Annotated in this window: 28 protein-coding genes and 1 riboswitch; of the genes, 1 reads left to right on the forward strand and 27 read right to left on the reverse strand. The window is 49.5% G+C overall.

The window, feature by feature from the left end; translation table 11 throughout:
• Positions 1 to 50: 50 nt before the first annotated feature.
• From J7E21_RS05600 to J7E21_RS05685, 18 genes are all read right to left on the reverse strand, one after another.
• Positions 51 to 746: a glycerophosphodiester phosphodiesterase gene (locus J7E21_RS05600; RefSeq protein WP_215105493.1), complete on the reverse strand. Its 696-nt coding sequence runs from the start codon at positions 744 to 746 to the stop codon at positions 51 to 53.
• A 197-nt stretch (positions 747 to 943) separates the two neighbouring features.
• Positions 944 to 1,696 carry a sporulation transcription factor Spo0A gene (spo0A, locus tag J7E21_RS05605; RefSeq protein ID WP_215105495.1) on the reverse strand — a complete coding sequence of 251 codons (753 nt, stop codon included), beginning with the start codon at positions 1,694 to 1,696 and terminating at the stop codon, positions 944 to 946.
• A gap of 30 nt (positions 1,697 to 1,726) precedes the next feature.
• Positions 1,727 to 3,424, reverse strand: coding sequence for a DNA repair protein RecN (recN, locus tag J7E21_RS05610; protein ID WP_215105497.1), 1,698 nt, complete (start codon positions 3,422 to 3,424; stop codon positions 1,727 to 1,729).
• A 17-nt stretch (positions 3,425 to 3,441) separates the two neighbouring features.
• Complete coding sequence (gene ahrC, locus J7E21_RS05615; RefSeq protein ID WP_215105499.1) at positions 3,442 to 3,891, reverse strand: transcriptional regulator AhrC/ArgR; 450 nt, start codon at positions 3,889 to 3,891, stop codon at positions 3,442 to 3,444.
• Positions 3,892 to 4,086: 195 nt separating this feature from the next.
• Positions 4,087 to 4,929, reverse strand: a complete 843-nt coding sequence (locus J7E21_RS05620) for a TlyA family RNA methyltransferase (protein ID WP_215105501.1) — start codon at positions 4,927 to 4,929, stop codon at positions 4,087 to 4,089.
• On the reverse strand, positions 4,926 to 6,839 hold the full coding sequence (dxs, locus tag J7E21_RS05625) for a 1-deoxy-D-xylulose-5-phosphate synthase (RefSeq protein ID WP_215105503.1): 1,914 nt from the start codon (positions 6,837 to 6,839) through the stop codon (positions 4,926 to 4,928). Before dxs ends, J7E21_RS05620 begins: the two co-directional genes overlap by 4 nt.
• A gap of 93 nt (positions 6,840 to 6,932) precedes the next feature.
• Positions 6,933 to 7,811 (reverse strand): polyprenyl synthetase family protein, encoded by an 879-nt coding sequence (locus tag J7E21_RS05630; RefSeq protein WP_215105505.1) that lies wholly within the window; start codon positions 7,809 to 7,811, stop codon positions 6,933 to 6,935.
• Complete coding sequence (gene xseB / locus J7E21_RS05635) at positions 7,808 to 8,044, reverse strand: exodeoxyribonuclease VII small subunit (protein ID WP_215105507.1); 237 nt, start codon at positions 8,042 to 8,044, stop codon at positions 7,808 to 7,810. The genes J7E21_RS05630 and xseB overlap by 4 nt, the downstream gene beginning before the upstream one ends.
• On the reverse strand, positions 8,045 to 9,397 hold the full coding sequence (xseA, locus tag J7E21_RS05640) for an exodeoxyribonuclease VII large subunit (RefSeq protein WP_215105508.1): 1,353 nt from the start codon (positions 9,395 to 9,397) through the stop codon (positions 8,045 to 8,047).
• Positions 9,398 to 9,469: 72 nt separating this feature from the next.
• Positions 9,470 to 10,345, reverse strand: a complete 876-nt coding sequence (gene folD / locus J7E21_RS05645; RefSeq protein WP_215105510.1) for a bifunctional methylenetetrahydrofolate dehydrogenase/methenyltetrahydrofolate cyclohydrolase FolD — start codon at positions 10,343 to 10,345, stop codon at positions 9,470 to 9,472.
• A 17-nt stretch (positions 10,346 to 10,362) separates the two neighbouring features.
• Complete coding sequence (nusB, locus tag J7E21_RS05650; RefSeq protein ID WP_215106142.1) at positions 10,363 to 10,752, reverse strand: transcription antitermination factor NusB; 390 nt, start codon at positions 10,750 to 10,752, stop codon at positions 10,363 to 10,365.
• Positions 10,753 to 10,916: 164 nt separating this feature from the next.
• On the reverse strand, positions 10,917 to 11,312 hold the full coding sequence (locus tag J7E21_RS05655) for an Asp23/Gls24 family envelope stress response protein (protein WP_215105512.1): 396 nt from the start codon (positions 11,310 to 11,312) through the stop codon (positions 10,917 to 10,919).
• Between the two features lie 14 nt (positions 11,313 to 11,326).
• Positions 11,327 to 12,679 (reverse strand): acetyl-CoA carboxylase biotin carboxylase subunit, encoded by a 1,353-nt coding sequence (gene accC, locus J7E21_RS05660; protein WP_215105514.1) that lies wholly within the window; start codon positions 12,677 to 12,679, stop codon positions 11,327 to 11,329.
• A 13-nt stretch (positions 12,680 to 12,692) separates the two neighbouring features.
• Positions 12,693 to 13,196 carry an acetyl-CoA carboxylase biotin carboxyl carrier protein gene (gene accB / locus J7E21_RS05665; RefSeq protein ID WP_215105516.1) on the reverse strand — a complete coding sequence of 168 codons (504 nt, stop codon included), beginning with the start codon at positions 13,194 to 13,196 and terminating at the stop codon, positions 12,693 to 12,695.
• A 126-nt stretch (positions 13,197 to 13,322) separates the two neighbouring features.
• Positions 13,323 to 13,883 (reverse strand): elongation factor P, encoded by a 561-nt coding sequence (gene efp / locus J7E21_RS05670; protein ID WP_215105518.1) that lies wholly within the window; start codon positions 13,881 to 13,883, stop codon positions 13,323 to 13,325.
• A gap of 17 nt (positions 13,884 to 13,900) precedes the next feature.
• Positions 13,901 to 14,959, reverse strand: a complete 1,059-nt coding sequence (locus tag J7E21_RS05675; protein ID WP_215105519.1) for a M24 family metallopeptidase — start codon at positions 14,957 to 14,959, stop codon at positions 13,901 to 13,903.
• A gap of 17 nt (positions 14,960 to 14,976) precedes the next feature.
• Positions 14,977 to 15,405, reverse strand: coding sequence for a type II 3-dehydroquinate dehydratase (gene aroQ, locus J7E21_RS05680; protein WP_215105521.1), 429 nt, complete (start codon positions 15,403 to 15,405; stop codon positions 14,977 to 14,979).
• Between the two features lie 128 nt (positions 15,406 to 15,533).
• Positions 15,534 to 18,092, reverse strand: a complete 2,559-nt coding sequence (locus tag J7E21_RS05685; protein ID WP_215105523.1) for a vitamin B12-dependent ribonucleotide reductase — start codon at positions 18,090 to 18,092, stop codon at positions 15,534 to 15,536.
• Between the two features lie 406 nt (positions 18,093 to 18,498).
• Here J7E21_RS05685 and J7E21_RS05690 point away from each other — a divergent pair, with 406 nt between their 5' ends.
• Positions 18,499 to 18,879 carry a rhodanese-like domain-containing protein gene (locus J7E21_RS05690; protein ID WP_215105525.1) on the forward strand — a complete coding sequence of 127 codons (381 nt, stop codon included), beginning with the start codon at positions 18,499 to 18,501 and terminating at the stop codon, positions 18,877 to 18,879.
• Positions 18,880 to 19,043: 164 nt separating this feature from the next.
• Here the strand turns inward: J7E21_RS05690 and gcvPB are convergent, their stop codons facing one another.
• The 9 genes from gcvPB to comGC all read right to left on the reverse strand — a co-directional run bounded on the left by gcvPB (position 19,044) and on the right by comGC (position 25,557).
• The gene (gcvPB, locus tag J7E21_RS05695; RefSeq protein ID WP_215105527.1) at positions 19,044 to 20,516 is read right to left on the reverse strand and encodes an aminomethyl-transferring glycine dehydrogenase subunit GcvPB; all 1,473 of its coding nucleotides are present in this window, start codon (positions 20,514 to 20,516) and stop codon (positions 19,044 to 19,046) included.
• Positions 20,509 to 21,876, reverse strand: coding sequence for an aminomethyl-transferring glycine dehydrogenase subunit GcvPA (gene gcvPA, locus J7E21_RS05700; protein ID WP_215105529.1), 1,368 nt, complete (start codon positions 21,874 to 21,876; stop codon positions 20,509 to 20,511). The genes gcvPB and gcvPA overlap by 8 nt, the downstream gene beginning before the upstream one ends.
• Before the next feature lie 27 nt (positions 21,877 to 21,903).
• The gene (gcvT, locus tag J7E21_RS05705) at positions 21,904 to 23,004 is read right to left on the reverse strand and encodes a glycine cleavage system aminomethyltransferase GcvT (protein WP_215105531.1); all 1,101 of its coding nucleotides are present in this window, start codon (positions 23,002 to 23,004) and stop codon (positions 21,904 to 21,906) included.
• 148 nt (positions 23,005 to 23,152) lie between these two features.
• A riboswitch (glycine riboswitch) is annotated at positions 23,153 to 23,246 on the reverse strand.
• A gap of 144 nt (positions 23,247 to 23,390) precedes the next feature.
• Positions 23,391 to 23,903: a shikimate kinase gene (locus J7E21_RS05710; protein WP_215105533.1), complete on the reverse strand. Its 513-nt coding sequence runs from the start codon at positions 23,901 to 23,903 to the stop codon at positions 23,391 to 23,393.
• Positions 23,904 to 23,922: 19 nt separating this feature from the next.
• Entirely contained in the window at positions 23,923 to 24,126 is a 204-nt protein-coding gene (locus J7E21_RS05715) for a hypothetical protein (RefSeq protein WP_215105535.1), read from the reverse strand.
• Positions 24,107 to 24,541: a ComGF family competence protein gene (locus tag J7E21_RS05720; RefSeq protein WP_215105537.1), complete on the reverse strand. Its 435-nt coding sequence runs from the start codon at positions 24,539 to 24,541 to the stop codon at positions 24,107 to 24,109. Before J7E21_RS05720 ends, J7E21_RS05715 begins: the two co-directional genes overlap by 20 nt.
• Complete coding sequence (locus J7E21_RS05725; RefSeq protein ID WP_251047792.1) at positions 24,529 to 24,828, reverse strand: hypothetical protein; 300 nt, start codon at positions 24,826 to 24,828, stop codon at positions 24,529 to 24,531. Before J7E21_RS05725 ends, J7E21_RS05720 begins: the two co-directional genes overlap by 13 nt.
• A complete protein-coding gene (comGD, locus tag J7E21_RS05730) occupies positions 24,815 to 25,306 on the reverse strand; it encodes a competence type IV pilus minor pilin ComGD (RefSeq protein ID WP_353047740.1) in 492 nt (163 codons plus the stop codon). The genes J7E21_RS05725 and comGD overlap by 14 nt, the downstream gene beginning before the upstream one ends.
• A complete protein-coding gene (gene comGC, locus J7E21_RS05735; RefSeq protein WP_215105539.1) occupies positions 25,243 to 25,557 on the reverse strand; it encodes a competence type IV pilus major pilin ComGC in 315 nt (104 codons plus the stop codon). The genes comGD and comGC overlap by 64 nt, the downstream gene beginning before the upstream one ends.

The raw sequence follows: 25,557 nt of genomic DNA on the forward strand, positions 1-25,557 counted from the left end.
CCCGCGGAATTTCATTTCCGGGCTGTCTTTTTTTCCGATCTTTAATGCCTCTAAGCAATGCGCGACGGGTAATCGGTGATGAGCCCTTTAACGGACGGGTGAAGCGAGCGTAAAAACCGTTCATTGCCTATCACACCATAAAGTCGAATGGGCTTGTCCAGTGCCGCAATCGGTTCCAGCCATTTTGCTCGGTGGAATTTTTTATGGAAATGGATGCTATCGACCCAACCATAGTCCTCCAATTCATTCAATTGCTTCGCTTTTTTCATGATCCAGGCTACTTCGATATCCGGGCGCAAACTCTTCATTTTTTCGAGCAGCCCGATGTCAAAAGAGGAAAGATGAAAGTTTTCCATTCCATCGAGCAAATTGGTGATGATTTCCGGTCCGGACGGATGCAGTGCTATGGAGGATTTCAGTTCGATGTTAAGTGGGATTTTTTTTGCGAATGCCCAATCGAATACATCAGAGGCCAATGGGATCTGATGGCTGCCGAAACGTTTAAAAAGTTTGCGGACCTTTACAGGCTCTAAGACTTGAAACGGAACATCCGAAATGTTCGCTTTTGTTCCGGTCAGGCGCTTTAATTGTTCGTCGTGGTAGACTATAGCGATTCCATCTTGCGTCAGTTGGATATCCAGCTCAATGCCGACTCCGAGCTGATGAGCCATGTTGAATGCTTTCCACGTGTTTTCCAGCGCAACGCCGGAAGCTCCGCGATGCGCATAGATTTCCACTCTACACATAGTAACTCCCCCTTAGGAATAGGGTGCTTTATATCATTTATTGTAACATGTTGTCTGCTGGCTAAAAATGTTGGAGCTCCGTGATGGCTGTTTTTTGGTTTTTTAAAAATAACCTTATGTAGTTTACTACATTTTTTATATGGCGCCCGCGTGCACAAAAAAACCAATACCCATTGAAGGTATCGGTTCACATAAATTCACTGCTCTTGCCTGCCGAGGCTGTCGACGATCATGGCGATAAACTCCGAGTTCGAAGGCTTCGACTGCAAATGCGCCTCACTATAACCGATGACAGTAGCAATATGGGCGACGGATTCATTGCGCACCCACACTTGCTCGATGGCGTGGCGGATGGAGCGCTCTACCCGTGCTGCTGTCGTATCGAACTTCAAGGCGATTTTTGGATACAGCTCTTTCGTCACTTTGCCGAGCAGTGTTGGTTCCTGCTGAACGAGTGAGACAGCTGCTTTCAAGTAAACATAGCCTTTCAGATGCGGCGGCACGCCGATGTCTTTCAATCTGATCGTTATCAGCTCATCAATCGTCACTACTCCAGCCTTGGCTCTATTGTCGCCATTTTTCATAATATGATTGATTTGAACGATGAGCCGCTCCGATTCAAATGGCTTCATGATGAAATAGGAAGCGCCGTAGTCAGCCGCCTGGCTCATGATCGATTCTTGGCCGAACGCCGATAACATGATGACATGGATTTTACTCAAGTGTTCGTTGGTGCGCAGCACATCAAGGACAGCAATGCCATCAAGATAAGGCATGATGATGTCCAACAGCAAAATATCCACTTCGGCTTGTTGCAGCAGGCCGATGCATTCTCGACCGTCATAAGCGACACCCACCACTTCCATATTCGGCTGCGCCGTTAGGAACTCCGTCATCAACTCTACAAGCTCCCGGTTGTCATCGGCAATGGCGATTCTAATTTTCTTCATGTTGTTCTCTCCTAAAGTACGTATGGACCGTTATTTCATCAATAGCTTCCGGTCCTTCGCCAAAGTCAACAATTCTTCAGCGTGCTGCATAGTCAAATCAGTGATTTCCGCTCCCGACAGCATACGGCTCATTTCTTCGGTGCGTTTTCTGCCGGTCAGTTCTTTCACCGCGGTCGTTGTCCGCTCTTTTGACACTTTTTTCTCGATAAACAGATGTTGATCGGCCATTGCAGCAACTTGCGGCAAATGGGAAATGCACAACACTTGCGAATGGCGCGCAATCGCAGCGATTTTTTCAGCAATCGCCTGCGCGACCCGCCCGCTCACCCCAGTGTCGACTTCATCGAAAATGATCGACGTAATGCCTTGGTGCTTCGAGAAAATGGTTTTCAAAGCCAGCATCATACGCGACAATTCGCCGCCTGAAGCGACTTTCGTCAACGGCTTCAGCGGCTCTCCGACATTTGTCGAAATATGGAAAGCGATGCTGTCATGCCCGTAACGGTCGAATTTCCCTTTCGGCAGCAGGCTGAAATTGACGTCAAATGAGGCTTTGCCCATGTGGAGTTCTTTTAATTGCTCCATGATTGCGCGCGACAATTTTACAGCTGCTTGTTTCCGAAGCAAAGTCAATTCCTCCGCTTCGATGCGCAAGTCCTCGGTCAGTTCTTTCAGCTTTTCCTGGTCGAGGCGCAAACGCTGATCGCGGTTGACCAATTTATCGAGTTCGTCCGTACGTTCTTCATGATACAGCAAAATGTCTTCAGCGGAAGCACCGTATTTGCGTTTCAGCGATTGCAATAACGCGAGGCGCTGCTCGATTTCATTGAGCCGCTCGGGATCGAATTCCATTTGATCCAATACGCGCTTGATTTCTGTCGACGTGTCCTGCAATTGGTAAAAAGCACCCGCAACAGATTCTGAAGCTTCCTGGAATTGTTCATCGACAGCCGCCGCGTGCTCAAGTTCAGACATGGCATTGCCGACCCAATCGAGCCCTTTCGATTCGCCTTGAATGGCTTCATGCGCCTGTGAAATCGACTCGAAGATTTTGGTGAAATTCTGCAAACGTTTGCGTTCTTCGAGTAAAACTTCTTCTTCTCCCGGCACTAACTGGGCTTCTTCAATCTCGCGCAATTGGAAAGTCAATAAATCGATGCGCTGTGCAATCTGCTGCTCATTTTCATTGTAACTTGCGAACTCACGTTTTAATTTCGTGTACTTGTCAAATGTATGGGTATATCCTTCTTTCGCTTTCGTCAATGACTTGCCGGCAAATTGGTCCAATAAATGGAGGTGCTGCTTTTCGTCCATCAGCTCTTGTGTTTCGTGCTGGCCGTGGATATCAATCAATGCTGCCCCCACTTCCCGTAAAATCGAAATGGTCACAAGTTTGCCGTTGATGCGGCAGACATTTTTTCCTTTGCCGTTCAGTTCACGCCGCAGCAGCACATCGCCGTCGCTCGCTTGAATGCCGAAGTCCTCTAGTTTTTTGTATACCGGATGCACATGGCCTTCAATATGGAACAAGCCTTCGATTTCGGCTTTTTGGGCACCATGTCGAATAAACTCCAGGCTGCCGCGCCCGCCCGCCAATAAATGCACGGCATCGATGATGATTGATTTCCCGGCGCCCGTTTCTCCAGTCAAGACCGTCATACCTTCCGTAAAACTGACCGATAATGTATCGATAATCGCAAAATTGCGTATGTCCAATTCACGCAGCATATACATCCACCTCTTTATTAAAGCATTTCGATCAAACGTTGTTTCAACACTTCTCGATGTTCGACATCGCGGCAAATGATCAAACATGTATCATCGCCGCAAATCGTGCCGAGGATTTCTTCCCAGTCCAGATGGTCGATCAATGAACCAATTGCGTGTGCATTGCCCGGCAAGGTTTTCATGACCAGAAAATGGCTCGCTCCATCGATGCTAACAAATGCATCGGTCAGCGCCCGGTGCAGTTTCTGCATCGGATTAAAGCGCTGATCGGCAGGCAAACTGTATTTATAGCGTCCATCCTGCAACGGGACTTTAACCAGGTGCAATTCCTTAATATCCCGGGAAACGGTCGCTTGCGTCACTTCATAGCCCGCAGATTTCAATAAGTCGACCAACTCATCTTGCGTTTCAATTTCGCGATTTGAAATCAAGTCGCGGATTTTGATATGACGTTGTCCTTTGTTCATGGTGCTCCCCCTTGAGTGAATAATTATTCCATATACTTTATATCCTACCTCTAAATGCCCCCGAAAACAAGAAAACTTCACGCCATTTACGGGACGGCTTGCGAGTTTGATCCGCTGCTTTGTGTGATTCGTTGAAAAACTTGCCGGAAACGAAAAAACAGACGGAGAAAAAGGTTCATTTTCTCCGTCTGTTAGTTATGATAAGCTTGTTTTTTCTTTGAAGGCAGCATGTGCGCGTTCCACGGTTTCCGCAATCGCTTGCGGATCCGGGATATCGCTTTTTGCTTCTGTTGTATTCGAGACGAGATGAAACAAGAACTCGATATTGCCTTCTCCGCCGGTAATCGGTGAATGGGTCATCGCTCTCACTTCAAATCCACAGCCGATCGCATAAGATGCGACTTTCTCCAACACTTCCCGGTGTACTTTCGGCTCACGGACAATGCCTTTTTTGCCGACTTTTTCACGCCCTGCCTCAAACTGCGGTTTGACGAGTGCGATGACATCGCCACCAGGAACCAAGATGGTTTTCAAGACGGGCAAGATGATGCGCAGGGAAATGAACGATACGTCGATGGTCGCCATTTCCGGCAAGCCTTCCGTAAAATCTGCTGGTTTGGAATGGCGGAAATTGGTGCGCTCCATGACTGTCACTCTTGGGTCTTGGCGGATTGTCCAGGCCAGCTGGTTATAGCCGACATCCAGCGCATAGCCATGACGCGCGCCGTTTTGCAGCGCACAATCGGTAAAGCCACCGGTCGACGAACCGATATCCAGCATCATTTTGCCGTCCACCGACACATCAAATTCAGCGAGCGCTTTTTCCAATTTCAAGCCACCGCGGCTGACATAGCGCAGATCATTGCCTTTTTTCTCGAGCGGTGCATCCTGTAAGATTTTCTCGCCCGGTTTATCCATCCGTTCACTGCCTGAAAAGATCACGCCCGCCATAATGGCGCGCTTTGCTTTTTCGCGGGTTTCGCAAATGCCGCGCTCAACAAGCAGGACATCCACACGCTCTTTTTTCACTTTATTCATAGAACGTTCGACCGCTCCTGCTGTTTTGCATCGTGTTTCACGTGAAGTTTCACTTTGCGGACGACTTCATCACTGTTCAGATGAATTTCATCCATCAGTTCCGCGACATCTCCGTGTTCGATAAAGAGGTCCGGAATCCCCATCCGGTCGATGACGGAATCGTGGTGGCCGTGGTCATGCGCGTATTCAAGCACCGCGCTGCCGAATCCGCCTTGCAATACAGCTTCTTCGATCGTGACGACCGGCAAGTTGCGGCCAAAAATCGAAGCGAGCATCGCCTCATCCATCGGCTTCAGGAAACGGGCATTGACGACTTCCGCATGGATGCCTTCTCCGCGCAATTGTTCCGCTGCCTTAAGCGCCATCGGAATGGTTGTGCCGAATGTCAAAATCACGGCGTCCGTTCCTTCTACCAGCACTTCCCAGCTGCCGATTGGAATCGCTTGGAGCTCATCGTCCATCGGAACACCGAGCCCATTGCCGCGCGGGTAGCGCAACGCAATCGGGCCGCCGTCATAATCGATGGCCGTTTTGACCATATGCTGTCCTTCATTCTCATCTTTCGGCATCATTAACACCATATTCGGTAAATGGCGCAAGAACGCGATATCAAATACGCCTTGATGCGTTTCTCCGTCCGCGCCGACAAGGCCAGAGCGATCGATGCCGATAAAGACATTCAAGTTCTGGCGGCAAATGTCGTGGACGACCTGGTCATATGCACGCTGCAGGAATGTGGAATAAATCGCCAAAAACGGCTTCATTCCCTGTGTTGCAAGACCGGCAGCCATCGTCGTTGCATGCTGTTCGGCGATGCCGACGTCAAACATGCGCTCCGGGAATTCCGAAGCAAAGCCTTCGAGTTTCGACCCGACAGGCATCGCCGGTGTGATGGCTACGATGCGCTCATCGCTGCGTGCGAGCTTGCGCGTCGTTTCGGCGATCAAACCGCTCCATGATGGAGCACTTGAACTTGATGATTTCACCAAATCGCCGGTTTCCATCTTATACGGTCCGATGCCATGCCAAGTGCCGATTTTATCTTGTTCAGCCGGCAAATAACCTTTGCCTTTTTTCGTAATGACGTGAAGCAGAACTGGTCCTTTTGTCTTTTTCGCATATTGCAGATTGTCTTCGAGTTCTTCCAAGTCGTGCCCATCGATTGGGCCGAGATATGTGAATCCGAGTTCTTCAAAGAACATGCCGGAAACGACCAGGTATTTCAAGCTATCTTTTACGCGCTCCGCCGTCGAAGCAAGTTTCCCACCGACTGCAGGCACTTTCTTCAGCAAGTATTCAAGGTCGTCTTTTACTTTATTGTATTTGCCTGCTGTGCGCATCCGTCCAAGCATGCTGTGGAGCGCTCCGACATTCGGTGCAATCGACATTTCGTTATCGTTTAAGATGACCGTCATGTCCGTTTGCGCATGCCCGATATGGTTCAACGCTTCAAAGGCCATGCCGCCCGTCAACGCACCATCGCCGATGATCGGAATGACATAATTTGAATCTTTTTTAATATCGCGCGCTGCCGCCATGCCCATTGCTGCTGACAAAGAAGTCGAGCTGTGGCCGGTTTCCCAGACATCGTGTTCGCTTTCATTGCGCTTCGGGAATCCGCACAGCCCTTTAAACTGGCGCAGCGATCCGAATTGGCCTGCACGGCCGGTTAAGATTTTGTGGACATATGATTGATGTCCGACATCCCAGATGAGCTTATCGGATGGGCTGTCGAATACGCGATGCAACGCGATCGTCAGCTCTACTACGCCTAAATTCGGCCCGATATGCCCTCCAGTTTTTGATAGATTTTCTATAAGAAATCGACGGATATCTTCACTTAAAAGCTCTAATTGCTCATGATTTAGCTCTTTTAGGAAAGATGGACCAGTTATCGACTGAAGATCCATTTGCCATCACACACCTTTTTCTAAATTTTCCTGTATGGTTATCTCCCCATATTATAGCAGTACACGACAAATGTACAAACTAGAGCACTGACTTCAGCTCTTTCGCTCGACGATCAATTCGGTCAATTCCTTCAAAAGCTGCTGCTCGCCTGGCAAAGAAGCAAGTGCTTCAAGCGCTTGTTGCGCATGGAAGTCAAGCTTTTCCTTTGCTTTTGGCAATGTCAAGATGCCGGGGTATGTACTTTTTTCGCTCGACTCGTCTTTGCCAGCAGTTTTCCCGAGCTCTTCAGATGTTCCGGTCACATCCAAAATGTCATCTTGGATCTGGAACGCCAGTCCGATGTGGCGGCCGAACGTTGAAAGCGCCACCAATTGTTGAGAACTTGCGCCTGCAAGAATCGCACCGGCGACGATGCTGTAAGTGAGCAGAGCACCCGTTTTCAATAAATGCACATGTTCAAGTTCTTCTAAGCTCAGCTGTTTCTGCTCGCCTTCGATGTCGAGAACTTGGCCACCGACCATGCCTTCAGCTCCTGCTGCTGTGCTCAAAAGATCAATGAGCCGTACTTTGTCTTCTGCAGGCACTGCCTCAAGACGTGCCAGAATGCCGAAGCTGTATGTTAAGAGAGCATCTCCCGCTAAGATTGCGACGGCTTCACCGAACACTTTATGGTTGGTCGGCATGCCGCGGCGCAGATCATCATTGTCCATACTAGGTAAATCGTCATGGATCAAGGAATAGGTATGGATCATTTCAATAGCGGATGCCACTTTCAAGGCATCCGGATGGGCTGCGCCCTGTTCGTGCATAACCGCCAGCAAAAGCATCGGCCGTATCCGTTTCCCGCCAGCCTGCAAGGAATAATGCATCGATTCTTTCAATGATTCGGGTATGGATAATTCGCTGATCAATTCCGCCATTTCCTGCTGGATGACCGGCTCATAATGGGTTCTGAATTGTTTTAAGTTCATTGCGCATTTCCTTCCGTTTCGATTTCAGCAGGCACTTCTTTTCCGTCTTTCATCATCGTCACCAGCTGATTTTCGGCATTTTTCAATTTATCGTGGCATAGCTTCGATAGCTCCATGCCTTTCTGGTAAAGCGTCAGCGCTTCTTCAAGCGGCACGTCGCCTTGTTCGAGCAGGCGGACGATTTCTTCCAATTGTTCCATAGCATCATTGAACATCAATTTATTTTCAGCCATTTATTCGCGCTCCTTGTCATTTGGATTGATCGCTTCGATCACCGTTTGCACATCGCCGTCTTGGAGTGACAGGCTTAACCGATCGCCTAGTGCCAGCTGATGGACCGATTTCACCACTTCGCCTTCTTTAAACGGAATGGCATAGCCTCTGTCCATAATTTTCAGGGGACTTAAGGCGTCCAGCGTCCGCAGCGCAGACTTTAATTGCTGGTCGCGGTCTTTGAAGACCGTCGCTATGCGCTGGTCGAGCCGCTCGCTCAGGACCGCCAGTTCACGTTCGGCCTGGCGTATGCGGTCGGCCGGATTGCGGCTCTCAATTTGCTTGGACAACATGGAAAGCCGGTCATCCGAGCGCCGTACTGCGAGCATGGTCTCCCGCTGCAGTGCATCCGCTGCCCGTTCGACGCGTTCGATGAACGGGCGGTAAAGCCGTTCCGGATAGGCCATCGGGTAGGAATTTTGCAGCTGCTTCAAGCGTATGCGCTGCTGCTCGAGGTCGTTCGACATGAGCCGAAACATCACTTGGCGCTGCGCCATGACACGTTCAAACAATTCAGTGCGGCTCGGAACCGCCAGTTCTGCGGCGGCTGTCGGTGTCGCAGCGCGCAAGTCCGCCACAAAATCAGCGATTGTCGTGTCTGTTTCATGACCGACCGCTGAGATGACCGGAACATGCGAATCGAAAATCGCCCGCGCCACCGCTTCCTCATTGAATGCCCATAAATCTTCGATCGAGCCGCCGCCGCGTCCGACGATCAGGACATCACTGTCCGTGCGGTTTGCCTGCTGGATCGACTGGACGATCGATTGGGCCGCTCCTTGGCCTTGGACGAGTGTCGGAAACAGCACGATGTCGGCGAGCGGATAGCGCCGTTTCAGCGTCGTCAAAATATCGCGCACCGCAGCGCCTGTCTGTGCCGTGATGACCCCGACTTTTTCCGGGTATTGGGGCAGCGGTTTTTTATGCGCAGCATCGAAGAGCCCTTCTTTTACCAACTTTTCCTTCAATTGCTCGAAAGCTAAAAAATAATCACCGATGCCGTCTGGCTGCATAGACTGTGCATACAACTGGTATTGTCCAGAAGCTTCGTAGACCGAAATATCTCCGCGTATGAGCACCGTCATGCCGCTTTCCGGGCGGAATTTCACCGTTTTTGCGCGTGCCGAGAACATGACACCCGGCAAACGAGCTTTTTGGTCTTTCAGCGTGAAATAAATATGCCCGCTCGTATGGATCTTCACATTCGATAATTCGCCCTTAATATAAACATCACGCAGATGAGGATCTGCATCGAATTTCTTTTTTATGTATTTTGTTACAGCTGCAACACTTAAGTACGGGTCGGTCGCCAATATGTCAACCCCTGTCTATAGAAAGTAAAAAGCTGTCTTTCTTTCGAAAAACAGCTCTATTTGCTATTCACTTTACACGCTTTCGGCAGCTTTGTCTTTCGATAATCCTTTTTCAGCCGACAGCACGGTATTTTCCATCAGCATTGCAATGGTCATTGGCCCCACACCGCCTGGGACCGGTGTGATAAAGCTGGCATGCGGGCGCACCGCTTCAAAATCGACGTCGCCGCATAGTTTCCCTGCCTCGTCGCGGTTCATGCCGACATCGATGACGACTGCACCTTCTTTAATATGCTCAGCACCGATAAACTTGGCGCGCCCGATTGCCGCGATGATGATATCCGCCTGTTTAGTCATCGCCTGAAGATTCGCTGTTTTGGAATGGCAATAGGTTACCGTTGCATCTTTTTGCAGCAATAGTTGCCCGATCGGTTTGCCGACGATATTGCTGCGTCCGATAACGACCGCATGCTTGCCGGCAGGATCGATTCCGTAATGGGCGAGCAGTCTCATCACTCCGTGCGGCGTGCACGGCAAAAAGGTATCTTTGCCGATCATCAAATTGCCTACCGAAATCGGATGGAATCCATCGACGTCTTTTGACGGATCGATGGCGGTAATGATTTTGAATTCATCGATATGCTTTGGCAGCGGCAATTGAACCAAAATGCCGTGGATTTCCGGATCTTTGTTCAACTCATCGATTTTCGCAAGCAGCTCTTGTTCGGATAACGACTCCGGATACAGATGCAGATCCGAACGCATGCCGAGCGATTCGCACGTCTTCTTTTTGTTTTTGACGTAAGTTTGCGAAGCGGAATCGTCCCCTACCAATATGACCGATAGTCCTGGTGTGATTCCGTTTGCTTTCAGTTTCTCTACACGTTGTTGCACTTGCTCTTTAATTTCCCGGCTTACCGCTTTTCCATCAATCAATTCAGCAGTCACGTAGATTCCTCCAATAGTTAATTCGCAGTTTGGTCAGTGAATTTCGATAACACGCCGTTGACGAAACGGCTTGATTTGTCGTCCCCGAAGGTTTTGCTCAATTCGATCGCTTCATTCAAAACGACACGGCTCGGCGCATCATCCATGTAATCCAATTCAAAAACAGCCATGCGCAAAATGGTGCGTTCGACTTTCGGCAGCCGCTCGAGCGACCAGTTCTCCAAATGGTCTTTCAGTTTTTCATCGATTTCCTGCTGTTTGCTGTTTGTTCCTTCTATCAGCAGTTTATAAAATTGATCGATTTCGCCGTCCATGACATGCTCAATCGCCTCTTCAATCGTCAGTTCTGTTCCATCGAGCTGAAATAGCGTCTGAAGCGCTTTTTCACGTGCTTCGTGTCGTTTCATCATAATTCCGGTCTCCTTTTCAAGCTGATTACCCTTCATTATACAGCTAATCGCATGGAACTTCCAAGTTTGAAATGTTCCAACAAATCCCGTTGTGCTTGCTGGCAATCATAAAAAAGAAGACCGCCCGGACAATGCGTTCGCATGTCCAGACAGCCTGCTGATCAGTCTGCTTGAGGAGTGTCGAAATGGACACCGGTAATATGGACATTCACTTCCTGCGTTTGCAGGGAAGTCATCGTCTCCAATGTTTGGCGGACTTGTTCTTGGATTTTTTGTGCGGTTTTCGGAATCGACACACCATAATTGATGACGCAATACACATCGATCGCCAAACCTTCTAGCGACAATTCGGTTTTGATGCCTTTGCCGTGGACTTTCTTGCCGAGTCGCTCGACGACGCCGGAAGCGAAATTGCCGCGCATGCTCGCGACGCCTTCAATATCGGTCGCGGCAATGCTGGCAATAATTTCCAATACTTCCGGTGCCACTTCGATATTTCCGAGGTCTTGTGCACCTGGGGATTTCATTTTCACATACGGTATTATTTTTTCTGCCATCTGTATGTTCCTCCTTAGGAGCCCATTACATCGTATTTTTCCAGGAATTTCGTATTGAAGTCCCCGGATTTGAACACGTCATGATCCATGAGGCGAAGATGGAATGGAATCGTTGTAAAGACGCCTTCTACGACAAATTCATCAAGCGCACGCTTCATTTTCGCCACTGCTTCTTCGCGAGTATCGGCGTATGTAATGAGCTTGGCGACCATGGAATCGTAATAAGGTGGGATCGTGTAGCCTGAATACATCGCTGAATCGACGCGCACGCCCATACCGCCCGGAGGCAAATACATATCGACGCGTCCGGCTGACGGCATGAAGTTTTTCAACGGGTTTTCAGCATTGATACGGCATTCTATCGACCAGCCTTTAAACGTGACGTCCTCCTGTTTATAGGCGAGCGTCTCACCTGAAGCGACTTTCAATTGCTGCTGGATCAAATCGATTCCTGTAATCATTTCTGTGACAGGGTGTTCGACTTGAATGCGCGTATTCATTTCCATGAAATAAAACTTTTGGTTTTCCACGTCAAAAATGAACTCCACTGTTCCAGCGCCGCGGTAATTGACCGCTTGTGCCGCTTTGACGGCCGCTTCGCCCATTTCCGCTCTCAATTCCGCAGACAATGCTGGAGACGGCGCTTCTTCGACAAGTTTTTGCATGCGGCGCTGGATCGAGCAATCACGTTCGCCGAGATGAATGGCATTGCCATGAGAATCCGCAAGCACCTGGATTTCGATATGGCGGAAATCCTCGACAAATTTCTCGATATAGACCCCCGGGTTGCCGAACGCTGCTGCCGCTTCTTTTTGGGTCATATTCAGCCCTTTGACAAAGTCTTCGCGTGTTCGTGCTACGCGAATGCCTTTTCCTCCGCCGCCAGCTGTTGCTTTGATGATGACCGGGAAGCCGATTTTTTCAGCGATTTCCAAACCTTCTTCTTCACTGCCGACAATGCCGGTCGATCCCGGGACGACCGGAACGCCTGCTGCGCGCATCGTTTCACGGGCGACGTCTTTTGTTCCCATTTTCGAAATCGCTGCGGCAGTCGGGCCGATGAACATGATGTCACAGGCTTCACACAACTCTGCAAAACTGGCATTTTCAGCGAGGAAGCCATACCCTGGGTGAATGCCATCGCAATTCGTCAGTTTAGCAACGCTGATGATATTGGAGAAGTTCAAATAGCTGTCTTTCGATAATTTCGGGCCGATGCAATACGCCTCGTCTGCAAGTTCGACGTGAAGGGCTTCTTTATCGGCTTCTGAATAGACCGCGACCGTTTCGATGTCGAGCTCTTTGCAAGCACGGATGATCCGGACGGCAATTTCGCCGCGATTTGCAATCAATACTTTTTTCATCATCTCAGCTCCCCCTTTAATTCGATTTTACGAGGAACAAAGGCTGGCCATATTCGACCAATTGGCCGTCTTTGACTAGGATTTCAGCGATTTCCCCATCCACTTCTGCTTCGATCTCATTGAAGAGCTTCATCGCTTCAACGATGCAAACGACTTGGTCTGCAGAAACTTTTGTGCCGACTGCCACGTAAGCGTCTTCTTCCGGTGATGGCGACTGATAGAAGGTGCCGACCATCGGCGAAAGAATTTTGTGCAAGTCTTGATCTGCCGCTCCGTTTGAATCGGCTTCTGTTTCTGACGGTTGCTCTGATTGGGCTGCCGCTTGAGGTTCTGCTTGTTTCGGTGCTGGTGCAGCTTGTACAGTTTCAGCAGCTGCTTGTGGCTGTGCCGGAGCCTGTACTCCCGCGTTCGATGCGTCTTTCTTGATTTTGACTTTGACGCCTTCAAATTCATAGCTGAATTCGTTGATGGATGAGTTATCCACCAATTTGATGATTTCGCGAATTTCTTGAATTTTCATATTTTACCTACTCCCCTATTATGTAATTGATATAGTCACTACTCTATTTTAGACTTTTTTGAATCATTTTGAAATAGCGAGCGGGATATTTTAAAAAAAAGCCCCCGCTAAAGAGGCCTTTTTTGCTTATTGCGCTCGGGAAACATAAGATGAATCGGTCGTATTGATGATGAGTCTGTCCCCTTGATTGATGAAGAATGGCACTTGGACGCTCAACCCGGTCGTCAAGATTGCCGGTTTTGAACCACCGCTTGCCGTGTCCCCTTTGATGCCGGGATCCGTCTCAGCCACTTCGAGGATAACGGTGTTCGGCAATTCCACACCGAGAATTTCCCCTTGGTATTGGATCACTTGCACATCCATGTTTTCCTGAAGGAATTTCAATTCGTAAGCAATGCTTTTTTCCGGCAATTCGATTTGGTCATATGTTTCGGTATCCATAAACGCATGCATATCGCCATTTGCATACAAATATTGCATTTTGCGGTTATCGATTTGTGCTTTGCCAACTTTTTCGCCGGCGCGGAAAGTTTTTTCGTTGACCGCTCCTGAACGTAAATTGCGCAGTTTCGAACGTACAAACGCTGCCCCTTTGCCCGGCTTGACGTGCTGGAATTCCATAACGCGCCAAATATCGCCGTCTACTTCAATTGTTAAGCCTGTTTTAAAATCGTTCACTGAAATCATGTTAGTTCCTCCGTTTGTTATAAAATGCGTAGCTCTTTAGAAGAATGCGTCAACCGCTCATTCCCCGTTTCGGTTATCAGTATATCATCTTCGATGCGCACACCGCCAATTCCCGGCAAGTAAATGCCCGGTTCCACCGTGACAGCCATCCCTGTTTCGAGCACCGTCTCTGAACGGAACGACAGTCCTGGAGCTTCGTGGACTTCCATGCCGATGCCGTGCCCGGTCGAATGGCCGAACGCTTCGCCGTAGCCTTTTGACTTGATGTAATCGCGTGCGATGGCGTCCGCTTCGATACCCGTCATGCCTGGCTTGATTTTTTCCAGCGCCAGCACCTGTGCATCGAGGACGATTTGGTAAATTTCCTTAAGTTTTTCAGACGGTTCACCGACAGAGATGGTCCGCGTGATGTCGGAAATATACCCTTTATACAATGCACCGAAATCGAGTGTGATGAAATCGCCTTGTTCGATTTTCTTATCGGATGCGACGCCGTGCGGCAATGCAGAACGGAGCCCGGATGCGACGATAATATCAAATGACGAGGACGCGGCTCCTTGTGAGCGCATGAAAAATTCCAGTTCATTCGATACTTCGAGTTCCGTCATTCCCGCTTTGATCCATCCGCAAATATGCTCAAATGCATCATCGGCGATTTTCGCCGCAGCTTTCAAAACGTCGATCTCTTCCGGGGCTTTGACCATACGCAGGTTCTCGATAACTCCGCTGACCGGTTCGAGTGTTGCCGATAACTTCTCTTGATATACTGTATATGTCGCAAAGGTCATATAATCCTGCTCGAACGCTATACGCTCGACAGCCGCTTCTTGTGCGATCCGTGTCACTTCATCGATCAAGCCTTTCTGTGCTTGGACGACCTTGAACTCCGTCACTTGCTCACCCGCTTGTTCGGTATAGCGGAAATCCGTAATGAACCAGGCATCGTTGCGAGTAATGAGCGCAAGGCCTGCCGTGCCGGTAAAGCCTGTAATATAGCGCAAGTTATAAGAACTTGTCACGAGGAAAGAATCCATCCCCCGCTTGTGCATTTCTTCACGCAGTTTCAACAATTTCATCGTTTTCATCCTTTCTGTTATCGAAGCAGGAGCGCTTCGAGCCCGAGGCGGTAAACGTCCTTGCCAAAGCCCGCAATTTGCCCAATTGCAACGGGCGCGATATGGGAATGATGGCGAAACTGTTCCCGCGCATGGATATTGGAAATATGTACTTCAACGACCGGCACTTGGACGGACGCGATGGCGTCACGCAGCGCAATGCTCGTATGCGTATACGCTCCGGCATTCAAGACGATTCCGGAAATGCCGTCATCGTCCGCTCCGTGAATCCAATCGATCAATTCACCTTCGTGGTTTGATTGCCTGCAGATCAACTCAAAGCCGCGTTCGATTGAAAAGCTGGCCAGTTCTTGTTCCAGTTCTGGCAGCGTGAAACTTCCATACGCTTCTTTCTCTCGTTTTCCGAGACGGTTTAAGTTTGGACCGTTCAGCACTAAAACTCTCATGCTCCTACACCCCTTCCTAAGCGTTCCTTTCCCATTTTAGCATACGAAACGGTGGCAAGCACAAACCCGTAAAGCGGTTTAGGCCAACAAAAAAAACGGAAGCCAGTTTCGGCTTCCGCTTACTTTTATTACAATCCGCATTTCAATTGAGCCGCACAGTTCGTGCATGTGTTGCAGCCGCCCATTGCTTCCACGGTGCCTTGTCGGCAGACCGGGCATGTATCGCCCACTTCCGAACCGATCGCCACATTCGTCGAACGCAAGGCCTGGATCGTGTCGATCAAGACGATCGGACGTTTGCCCGTATCTTCTTCTGTATGTTCTTCTTCGAATGTATTGTCTTCTGCTTTCAAGGTCAATACCTGTGAATCACGGCTGCCGTCGACATAAACCGTGCCGCCTTTCGCGCCGCCTTTGTACAAGCGCTCATAGACGCCTTCAACTTGTTCGACCGTATAGCCTTTCGGCGCATTGACTGTTTTTGAAATCGACGAGTCAATCCAGCGCTGGATGATGCATTGAACGTCCGCGTGCGCTTCCGGAGCGAGATCCATCGAGGTGACAAATGCTTTCGGCAAATTATCTTCGTCTGCATCCGGATTGTTCTTCAAGTATTCACGGACGATATCCGCTTTCACTTCGATGAACTTTCCTAAGCGTCCGCTGCGGTAGTAAGTAAAGGAATAATACGGCTCAAGCCCAGTTGATACGCCCACCATCGTTCCGGTTGACCCGGTCGGTGCCACCGTCAACAAGTGGGAGTTACGGATGCCCTTGGCCAGTACCGCCGCGCGGATTTCTTCCGGCATGCCTTGCATAAAGCCTGTTTCCGTGAAGGCACGGCGTAAGTTTTGCGTTTCCTCATCTGTTTTCCCGACGAGGAACGGGAAGCTCCCGCGCTCTTCAGCAAGTTCAGTGGAAGCTTCATATGCGGCAGTTGCAATCGTTTTGAAGATTTCATCGACGAGTGCGTTGCCTTCATCCGAGCCGTATTCGCGGTCCGTATAGATGAGCAGATCAGCAAGACCCATGACGCCAAGGCCTACGCGGCGTTCGCCGAGTGCCTGGATGCGGTTTTCCTCCAGGAAATAAGGAGTCGCATCGATGACGTTGTCCTGCATACGGACACCGACGCGGACCGTTTCCTTCAAGGCTTCAAAATCGACCATTTTTGTTTTCGGATCTGCAAAGCGCGCCAAGTTGACCGCGGCCAAGTTGCAGACCGAATAAGGTGCGAGCGGCTGTTCACCGCAAGGGTTCGTTGCCACGACTTTCTGCCCGTAGGCAGTGGCGTTCGTTTTTTCATTGGCGTTGTCGATGAAGAAAATGCCCGGTTCTGCAGAGTAGGTCGCGCAGACATTGACCAAGTTCCACAGTTCGCGTGCTTTGATGACCCGGTATGTCCGGACTTTATGGCCGAGTTTTTCCCATTCGCGGACATCACCGACTTTATGCCACTCTTCATTGTAATTCGCCATTTCCTCTTTCGAATACGATTCGACAGCAGGGAAGCGCAGTTCGAAGTCTTCGTCTTTTTCGACCGCTTCCATGAAGTCTTTGGTCAGCGTGACGGAAATATTGGCACCTGTCAGGAATTCTTCGTTATGGACCGAGAACGTACCGCCGTCGCGCAGCTTCGTTTCAGCGTCGCGCATGATCTTCTCGTTGAATCCGCCCATGCCAGGAATTGCCCGGTAATTGAGCAGCCCTTGATACATCGCTTCTTCCTGCTCCGTCAGCGGCTTGAATTTCAACTTATCGTTGGCCAGGCGCTTGATCGTCTCGTCTTCACTCGTTTCAATCAAATAGCGGAGGATGCGCGGATTTTGCATTTTGGAGATGATGAATTCCGCGATATCCGGATGCCAGTCGGCCAGCATGATCATCTGAGCGCCGCGGCGCGATCCGCCTTGTTCGACGAGATGCGTCAGTTTGGCGATATCGTCCAGCCAGGAAACCGAGCCGGATGATTTGCCGTTGACTCCGCGCGCGAGTGTGTTGCGCGGGCGCAATGTCGAACCATTTGTCCCGACGCCGCCGCCTCTGCTCATGATTTCCATCACTTGCTTACGGTGGTCGGAAATTCCTTCACGGGAATCCGCAACAAACGGCATGACGTAGCAGTTGAAATACGTTACGTCCGTATCAGCGCCTGCACCGTAAAGAACACGTCCAGCCGGCACGAAATTCAAATCGACGAGCTGATCGTAGAATTTCGTGAACCATTCGCTTTGCTTTTCCGGTGTTTTTTCGACAGCCGATAGACCTGTTGCGTTGCGCTTGGCGATTTGTTCATAAAACACTTCCAGCGGCTTTTCGATAACATCGATCGGGCGGTTGACGATGCCTTTTACCGCTTCATCGGAATTGTCGATAGCACTGCGGTAATCTTCTTCGATCCATACGCGCGCCTTGTTCGCCTCGCGGTCGATCGACACGATATAGCCGAGGCCGCGTGCAGGGAATTTCGGGTCTTCTTTGACCGTCAAAACGACAAAATCGCCGGGCTTCAATGATTGTTTGCTCGTATCCTTAAACGAATAGCGGTCGATCATGACCAGCCGGGATACGCCTTTATGCGTTTTCTTCATTTCTTTCGTCACTGCGTGGACTTGCGGGAAAGCTTCAATGTCTTTGTTCAGGGACTCGACGTTCAATGTATATTCGGATTGTGTGGCGGAAACCATTTGACAAATCCTCCTTTATATTATATGTGTTAAACACTATATATAGTATTACTACAATTCCCATGATACTATATATTGAAACTCACTCGCAATAATATTTTTCTGATGGAAATTCCGCCACCTAATTAAGCGAGCAACGGCAAGGGTTCGGCATTTTCGTTCCGATGAAAATGAGACAAAAGACACATACGTTCGCATAAAACAGCGCAAAAATTGATTTTTTTCTTTCTCCACAGTACTTGACAATTCGACCAGCCGATAAACGCTACCGATGGCGGGAATCATCAACCTAATCTGCCCCTCTTCACAGGATTGTCTTCATTTTCCCCCGATTCCTTCAACATAGTGATTGAATATCCGCCGCTTTATCTCTTATAATGAGTAAGTATAGAAAGGGGCAACAACAGTGGAATTATTGTATATCACATTAGGTGTAGTTATCGCTATCCTCATTTTCGCGGTCATTTCCTTTTTCCGCATCCGCAAAGCGGTCACCGACTTGAACCAGGAAGAATTTATCCAAGGCTACCGAAAAGCCCAGCTGATCGATGTCCGGGAACCGAAAGACTTTGCAGCGGGGCATATTCTAGGAGCCCGCAATATTCCGCAAACGCAAATGCGCCAGCGCTACAAGGAAATCCGTATCGACAAACCGGTCTATTTATACGACCAAAACGGATCCCGAAGCGGACGCGCCGCATTGTTCCTGAAGAAAAAAGGCTACGATCAGTTGTTCCAATTGCAAGGCGGCTTTAAAAAATGGACAGGCAAAGTCAAATCCAAATAACTAAAATCCCCGGGAGCTTAGGCTTCCGGGGATTTTTTATGTTGCTTCAACGGCCCGTAAAACTCCCACTTCCTTAAGCGGCAGCTCCACGGGCCGTAAAAGTCCGATTGGATCAACTAACAATCAGTTGGAGATGAAGCCACCCACTGATTGTTAGTTTCTCTTTATTCGCTATCTGTCGGTTTATGGTAACGAAGAATCGGCTTGCGTGCCGCTTTCGTCTCATCCAGGCGATTGATGACCGTCGTATGCGGTGCATTTTGGACAATCTCGGGATTTTCCTCCACTTCACGAGCGATTTGGATCATCGCGTCGATAAAGTCATCGAGCGTTTCTTTCGACTCGGTCTCGGTCGGCTCGATCATCATAGCTTCTTCTACGTTGAGCGGGAAGTAGATCGTCGGCGGGTGGTAACCGAAATCGAGCAGGCGCTTCGCCATATCGAGTGTTCTGACGCCAAGTTTCTTTTGACGGCGGCCGCTCAATACAAATTCGTGCTTGCAGTGGCGGTCGTACGGCAAATCGAAATGAGGCGCTAACCTGCGCATCATGTAATTGGCGTTCAATACTGCGTATTCCGTTACTTTTTTCAAGCCGTCCGGCCCCATCGTGCGGATATACGTATAGGCACGCACATTGATGCCGAAGTTGCCGTAGAAGGGCTTGACGCGCCCGATCGATTGCGGACGGTCGTAATCAAACGCATAGCCTTCGCCCTTCTTGACGAGAAGCGGCTTCGGCAAATAAGGGATCAAGTCCGCTTTGACACCGACAGGTCCAGAACCTGGGCCGCCTCCGCCGTGAGGGCCGGTGAATGTTTTGTGCAAGTTCAAATGCACCACATCAAAGCCCATATCGCCCGGGCGTGCTTTTGACATGACGGCGTTCAAGTTCGCCCCGTCATAATAAAGCTTGCCGCCGACGCCATGGATAATCGCGGCCATTTCCAAAATATCTTCCTCAAACAAACCAAGTGTGTTCGGGTTCGTCAACATGAGCGCTGCGGTATCGTCGCCGACAACGCGCTTCAAGTCTTCAAGGTCGACAAGTCCGTGCTCGTTCGATTTCACCGTTACCGTTTCAAATCCGGCGACCGTTGCAGAAGCAGGGTTCGTGCCGTGTGCAGAATCTGGGACGATGACTTTCGTACGGTGTGTATCGCCGTTCGCTTCATGGTACGCGCGGATCATCATGAGGCCCGTCCATTCGCCGTGGGCACCTGCTGCTGGCTGAAGGGTTACTTCGTCCATGCCGGTGATTTCCTTCAAATGCTCCTGCAAATCAAACATCAATTCCATCGCGCCTTGCACAGTGGATTCTTCCTGTAGCGGATGGATGTTCGCGAAACCGGAGTAACGCGCGACGGATTCATTGATTTTTGGGTTGTATTTCATCGTACACGACCCAAGCGGATAAAATCCAGAGTCGACGCCGTGATTACGGTTGGATAAAGCCGTATAATGGCGCATGATGTCGAGTTCCGATACTTCCGGAAGTTCTGCCAATTCTTCGCGCACCAGTTCCTGTCCAAGCAATTCACTTAGATCTACTTCCGGTACATCAAGTTCCGGCAGGCTATAGCCGACCCGTCCTTCTTTTGTCATTTCAAAAATGAGTGGTTGGTTGTCTTTATGCATGGGAAGCCTCCAATTCTCGCACGAATGCATCGATTTCCTGGACAAACGCATCGATTTCTTCTTTTGAACGCTGCTCAGTGACGGCTATCAACATGTGCCCTGCGAACTCATCGTAGCTGAGGCCGAGGTCATAACCGCCGATCATGCCTTTTTCGAACAAGGCCGCATTCAATTCCTTGACGGATGATTTTGTTTTGACGACCACTTCGTTGAAATGTGCTCCTTCAAAAGCAATTTCAAAGCCTGCTTTTTTCAGTTGTTGTTTCATATAATGTGTCTTGGTGATGTTTTGGATTGCAATTTCCTTTGCGCCTTGTTTGCCGAGTGCTGTCATCGCAACAGATGCAGCGAGTGCGTTCAGTGCCTGGTTCGAGCAAATATTCGATGTCGCTTTGTCACGGCGGATGTGCTGCTCGCGCGCCTGCAAAGTCAACACGAATCCACGTCTACCTTCATCGTCCGTCGTTTCACCGACGAGACGTCCTGGGACTTTGCGCATCAATTTTTTCGTGACGGCGAAATAGCCGCAATGCGGCCCGCCGAACGCTTCCGGAATGCCGAACGGCTGTGCATCGCCGACCGTGATATCTGCGCCGAACTTGCCTGGCGGCGTGAGAGCGCCGAGCGCCAACGGGTTGGAAGAAACCGTAAAGAGGGCGCCGGCTTCGTGGACGATCGGCTCGATTTCCTTCAAGTTCTCGACTTGTCCGAAAAAGTTCGGATATTGGATCATCACTGTGGCTGTATTTTCATCGACCATTTCTTTCAAGGCATCCATGTCAGTACGGCCATCTTTCAACGGAATTTCCACCACGTCGATCGATTGCCCGAGCGCATACATCCGGACCACGTCGCGCGATTCCGGATGGACAGCAGCCGACACAAGGATTTTCTTGCGGCGCGTCTGGCCGGCTGCTAGCATGCCCGCTTCTGCGAGTGCCGTTCCACCGTCATACATGGATGAGTTCGCGATATCCATTCCGGTCAGTTCCGCAATCATCGTCTGGAATTCAAAAATCGCCTGTAATTCCCCTTGCGAGATTTCCGGCTGGTACGGTGTATAGGCGGTATAGAATTCAGAACGGGAAATGACGTGATCCACGACGATCGGTTTGTAATGGTCGTAAACGCCTGCGCCAAGGAACGATGCGTAGCGCACAGAATCCGCATTTTTGGAAGCGAGCTGAGCCAATTCTTTCGTCAGCGACGACTCGGATTTGGCGGGCTTGATGTTGTATTCGCCCTGGAAGCGCACTTTTTCAGGAATGTCCGAAAACAATTCCTCGATCGATTGGACGCCAATCACCTCGAGCATTTCTTTTTCATCTTGTTGAGTCATTGGTAAAAAGCGATGTTTCATCGTATGCAGTCCCCTTTTTTATTCGGATTAATTTGAACGTTTATAAAACGGTGCAGTTATGATTTTCGCCTTGAGCCGCTTGTTGCGGATTTCGACGTCCACTTCGCTGCCAAGCTCCTGGTGGTCTGCTGCTAATAGGGCAAGTCCAATGTTCTTTTTCAAGGTCGGTGATTGTGTGCCGGTCGTGACTTCGCCGATTTTTTCGTCACCTTTATAGACGACGTATCCGTGGCGCGGTATCCCTTTGTCGATCATTTCGATTCCGACGGACTTGCGCGGAACTCCTGCTTCTTTTTGCGCAGCTAAAGCAGCTTTTCCGATAAAGTCGTCTTCTTTTTTCAGCTTGACGACAAAACCGATGCCTGCTTCAAGCGGCGTGATGTCTTTTGACAATTCCTGGCCGTACAACGCAAGGCCGGCTTCGAAACGCAAAGTGTCCCGTGCGCCGAGTCCAACCGGAACGACGCCTTGCGGTTCGCCGGCTTTCAGGATTTTATCCCATAATGCGGTGACCGCTTGCGGGCTGCCGTAAATTTCAAAACCGTCTTCGCCTGTATAGCCAGTGCGGGATACGAGCACCGTAGAACCCGCTACTTCCACATTGTCTTTAAAACGGAATGGGCGGATCGCAGACAAGTCTTCATCGGTCAATGTGCTCAACACTTGTTGTGCAACCGGACCTTGCAAAGCCAATAATCCGTAGCGCTCGGAGGCATTGTCGAGTTCGACTTGGCCTGCGAGTTGCTGTTGCATCCAGCCGAAATCTTTCTCGATATTGGAGGCGTTGACGACCAGCAGATAACGGTCATCTTCGAGCTTGTAAACGAGCAGGTCATCAATCGTTCCCCCATCTTCATAGCACATAGCGGTGTATTGCGCTTGTCCTTGTTGGAGCTTTGCGACATCGTTCGTCACAAGCTTCTGCAAATAGGACAAGCTATCGGATCCAGTGACGAAAATTTCGCCCATATGTGATACATCAAACAATCCCGCTTTTGTTCGGACTGCTTCATGTTCTTCTTTGATGGAAGAAAATTGCACCGGCAATTCCCAGCCGCCAAAATCGATTGTTTTCCCGCCATAGCGAGCGTACGAGTCAAACAAAGGTGTTCGCTTTAATTGTCCCATCTCTTTCCCTCCTGTTTTTCAGGGCGCGCAAAAAAGGACAGAAAATCCCCTCTTCATAAAAAGGGAATTCTCTGTCCTGGCACCTGAAAGTTTACCGTTATGGCTTTCCTCTTTGGTAGCTGCATAGAAGCAGCGTTCTCCAGAGATGCGTCCTGTACGAGTCTTTTTGCCTGAGAGATTCATGATTGCTCATTTGCTCCTTCGGCGACGCTAAACTAAGCGTTCTCTCCCCATACATTCATCCGCCCAAATCAATGCTGAATTGGTCCAACCCGTTATACAGAATAGTATAACTTCGACTACATCCTAACATTGAATGGGAGAAAGCGCAATCTTTTTCGCTACCCAAGTCAATTCACGAACAATAAACCATGCAAACTAATATTTCATTCGGTTTTCAAGCGACGAACTTGAAATGCAGCATATTGAGTGATTTGCTTTAAGGTGCGATGTTCTGTGCGGATGGTGATATGGGCTGTCCGTTTGTAATCACGGTAACGCGCTTTGTGAAGCGCTTCGATTTCCTCGCGCGTCGAGCGCCGGACAATCGGGCGATTCGGATCTTTATGGATGCGCCGCCAAATTTCACGAAAAGGTGCATCTAAAAACAAGACAAGCCCGGTCCGCCGCATGATCCGCTGGTTTTCTTTGCGCATCGTTACGCCGCCTCCGGTTGAAATGATGCAGTGATCCTGTTGCAAATTTTGCAAAAATTGAGTTTCGAGATCTCTGAAATACCGCTCGCCATACTGCTCGAAAATTTCCGGGATGGTCATGCCCATCTGTCGGACAATTTCCTTGTCCATGTCATAATAAGGCATTTTCAACAAAAAGCTAAGCCTCCTGCCGATTGCACTTTTGCCGCAGCCCATAAAACCGATTAAATAGATTCTGTTCATTGTTCCCACCCGTACTACCCTACTCAGGGATTTTATTTTGCCCAATTTCCGTCAGTAGTTGTATAGTAGCATTTCTATGAACATTTTCCAAACTATCATAGGTCTGGTATTCAATCGTATACATGAGCACCATATGGGACATCAGCATTAGTGCAGAGATGAAAAAGATGAGCGTGAGCGGGTAGACAGCCCCCGACTCGCAATCAAGGAAGCGATAGTTCATATCCCACCTCCTCGGCGGCACCACTTTCAAATTCCATGGAAATCGTCAAGGTCTTTCCGTCGATGGCAAATCCACCGGCAGCTACTTCCGTCAGCATAATTTCATGGCCGAGCAGATCTTTGCGTTTGCGCACAACCGCCCCGTACATTTCAATGTCGTAAACTGTACCTGATTGGTAAATGCGCAAGCCCTGGCCGCTGCGCATGATGTGGACTTGCTCACTGCCCGCCAAATACCGCTGAAGCTCCAGCGTAAAAAGCCTAAACTCGGTAGCGCTCGAATCCATATCCGACAAAAACTGCATACTATACAAATAGAACATTGCCGCTAGTGGCAACACTAGTGAAAGAGCTACAATGTTCAGCAAAGAATCCACGAACGTAAAGCCGCGCTTAGAACGCATCATTTTAAGCATATGCGCTGCTCTTCTCCGCGGTAATCGCTGTAATCGACACAATGCCCCTTAGACTGCCAGGAATAGACAATGCCGTTGACCGTCCGGGTACCTCCATCGACACCACTTTGGGCTATCAGCTTTGCCGCTTCGTGCAAAGTTTCATAAGCTGCATGGCGCTCTTTTTTTAATTCGAGCCGCATATGCATATCATGGATCAGCGGCAAGAGCGAGCCGAACACGAGAAAAACCATGAACAGGCTCAACATCGTTTCCGCTAATGAAATGCCCCGTTCATTGTGAAACAACCACCCGCCCTTTCCCAAGATGTATCGTCACCGTCCTTTCTCCGCGGCTGGTCGCAAAGCGCAAGGTTCCGGGCTGGCGAATCGAGCCGCTTGGCGTGAAATAAACTTCGCGGATATTGCTCGTTTTGCTTAAACTGACAGTTGATGGCATAGGCCTAGAAAAGCCCGGTCTATTCAAACCATACATCACCTCATAACCAAGTTTCCCTTCACGAAAAACGAGCATTACCGAAGAACTAAGCGCATAACTTTGGCTTTGCGCATAATGGATGTCTTGCTCGAGCAGCGCAAAAAACCGCTGTTCTTCCCTTCTTTCCTCGTGCAGAACAGCACTCGAAAGTGCAAGTGAAGAAACAACCCCCAGCACCGACAGCACGAGTAGCATCTCTATGAGCGTAAAGCCGCCCTGCTGTTTCAGGAAGCCCGTGAGGATACTACGCCCTCTGTTGAAATTTCGATTGTTTCCCCGTTCGGGCAGCTCGTTTCACCTGTTTTCAAATAACCGTCCGCCACCAGGTCCGTGAGTGCAGGTACTTTCTTATTATCCATCCGGTAGGACTCGACTTGCCCTTGAACCATTTGGACAAATGCTTTGCAGCCTTTTTCGTCGACCGCTGAAGTTTGTTTGGCGACGTTCGGTATCGCGATGGCGATGAGGACTGTAATAATTAGCATGACTATGAGCATTTCAATGAGCGTAAACCCGCGTTGGTCTTTTAATCGTTTCAT

This window comes from Planococcus sp. ISL-109, assembly GCF_018613655.1.
Classification (GTDB): Bacteria; Bacillota; Bacilli; order Bacillales_A; family Planococcaceae; genus Planococcus.

Coding starts and splice junctions, on each gene's coding strand:
- J7E21_RS05600 (WP_215105493.1), bottom strand. CDS start 746: ATGTGTAGAGTGGAAATCTATGCGCATCGCGGAGCTTCCGGCGTTGCG.
- spo0A (WP_215105495.1), bottom strand. CDS start 1,696: ATGAAGAAAATTAGAATCGCCATTGCCGATGACAACCGGGAGCTTGTA.
- recN (WP_215105497.1), bottom strand. CDS start 3,424: ATGCTGCGTGAATTGGACATACGCAATTTTGCGATTATCGATACATTA.
- ahrC (WP_215105499.1), bottom strand. CDS start 3,891: ATGAACAAAGGACAACGTCATATCAAAATCCGCGACTTGATTTCAAAT.
- J7E21_RS05620 (WP_215105501.1), bottom strand. CDS start 4,929: ATGAATAAAGTGAAAAAAGAGCGTGTGGATGTCCTGCTTGTTGAGCGC.
- dxs (WP_215105503.1), bottom strand. CDS start 6,839: ATGGATCTTCAGTCGATAACTGGTCCATCTTTCCTAAAAGAGCTAAAT.
- J7E21_RS05630 (WP_215105505.1), bottom strand. CDS start 7,811: ATGAACTTAAAACAATTCAGAACCCATTATGAGCCGGTCATCCAGCAG.
- xseB (WP_215105507.1), bottom strand. CDS start 8,044: ATGGCTGAAAATAAATTGATGTTCAATGATGCTATGGAACAATTGGAA.
- nusB (WP_215106142.1), bottom strand. CDS start 10,752: ATGAAACGACACGAAGCACGTGAAAAAGCGCTTCAGACGCTATTTCAG.
- J7E21_RS05655 (WP_215105512.1), bottom strand. CDS start 11,312: ATGGCAGAAAAAATAATACCGTATGTGAAAATGAAATCCCCAGGTGCA.
- accC (WP_215105514.1), bottom strand. CDS start 12,679: ATGATGAAAAAAGTATTGATTGCAAATCGCGGCGAAATTGCCGTCCGG.
- accB (WP_215105516.1), bottom strand. CDS start 13,196: ATGAAAATTCAAGAAATTCGCGAAATCATCAAATTGGTGGATAACTCA.
- efp (WP_215105518.1), bottom strand. CDS start 13,883: ATGATTTCAGTGAACGATTTTAAAACAGGCTTAACAATTGAAGTAGAC.
- J7E21_RS05675 (WP_215105519.1), bottom strand. CDS start 14,959: ATGAAATTGTTGAAACTGCGTGAAGAAATGCACAAGCGGGGGATGGAT.
- aroQ (WP_215105521.1), bottom strand. CDS start 15,405: ATGAGAGTTTTAGTGCTGAACGGTCCAAACTTAAACCGTCTCGGAAAA.
- J7E21_RS05685 (WP_215105523.1), bottom strand. CDS start 18,092: ATGGTTTCCGCCACACAATCCGAATATACATTGAACGTCGAGTCCCTG.
- gcvPB (WP_215105527.1), bottom strand. CDS start 20,516: ATGCATAAAGACAACCAACCACTCATTTTTGAAATGACAAAAGAAGGA.
- gcvPA (WP_215105529.1), bottom strand. CDS start 21,876: ATGAAACATCGCTTTTTACCAATGACTCAACAAGATGAAAAAGAAATG.
- gcvT (WP_215105531.1), bottom strand. CDS start 23,004: ATGGGACAATTAAAGCGAACACCTTTGTTTGACTCGTACGCTCGCTAT.
- J7E21_RS05710 (WP_215105533.1), bottom strand. CDS start 23,903: ATGAACAGAATCTATTTAATCGGTTTTATGGGCTGCGGCAAAAGTGCA.
- J7E21_RS05715 (WP_215105535.1), bottom strand. CDS start 24,126: ATGAACTATCGCTTCCTTGATTGCGAGTCGGGGGCTGTCTACCCGCTC.
- J7E21_RS05720 (WP_215105537.1), bottom strand. CDS start 24,541: ATGCTTAAAATGATGCGTTCTAAGCGCGGCTTTACGTTCGTGGATTCT.
- comGC (WP_215105539.1), bottom strand. CDS start 25,557: ATGAAACGATTAAAAGACCAACGCGGGTTTACGCTCATTGAAATGCTC.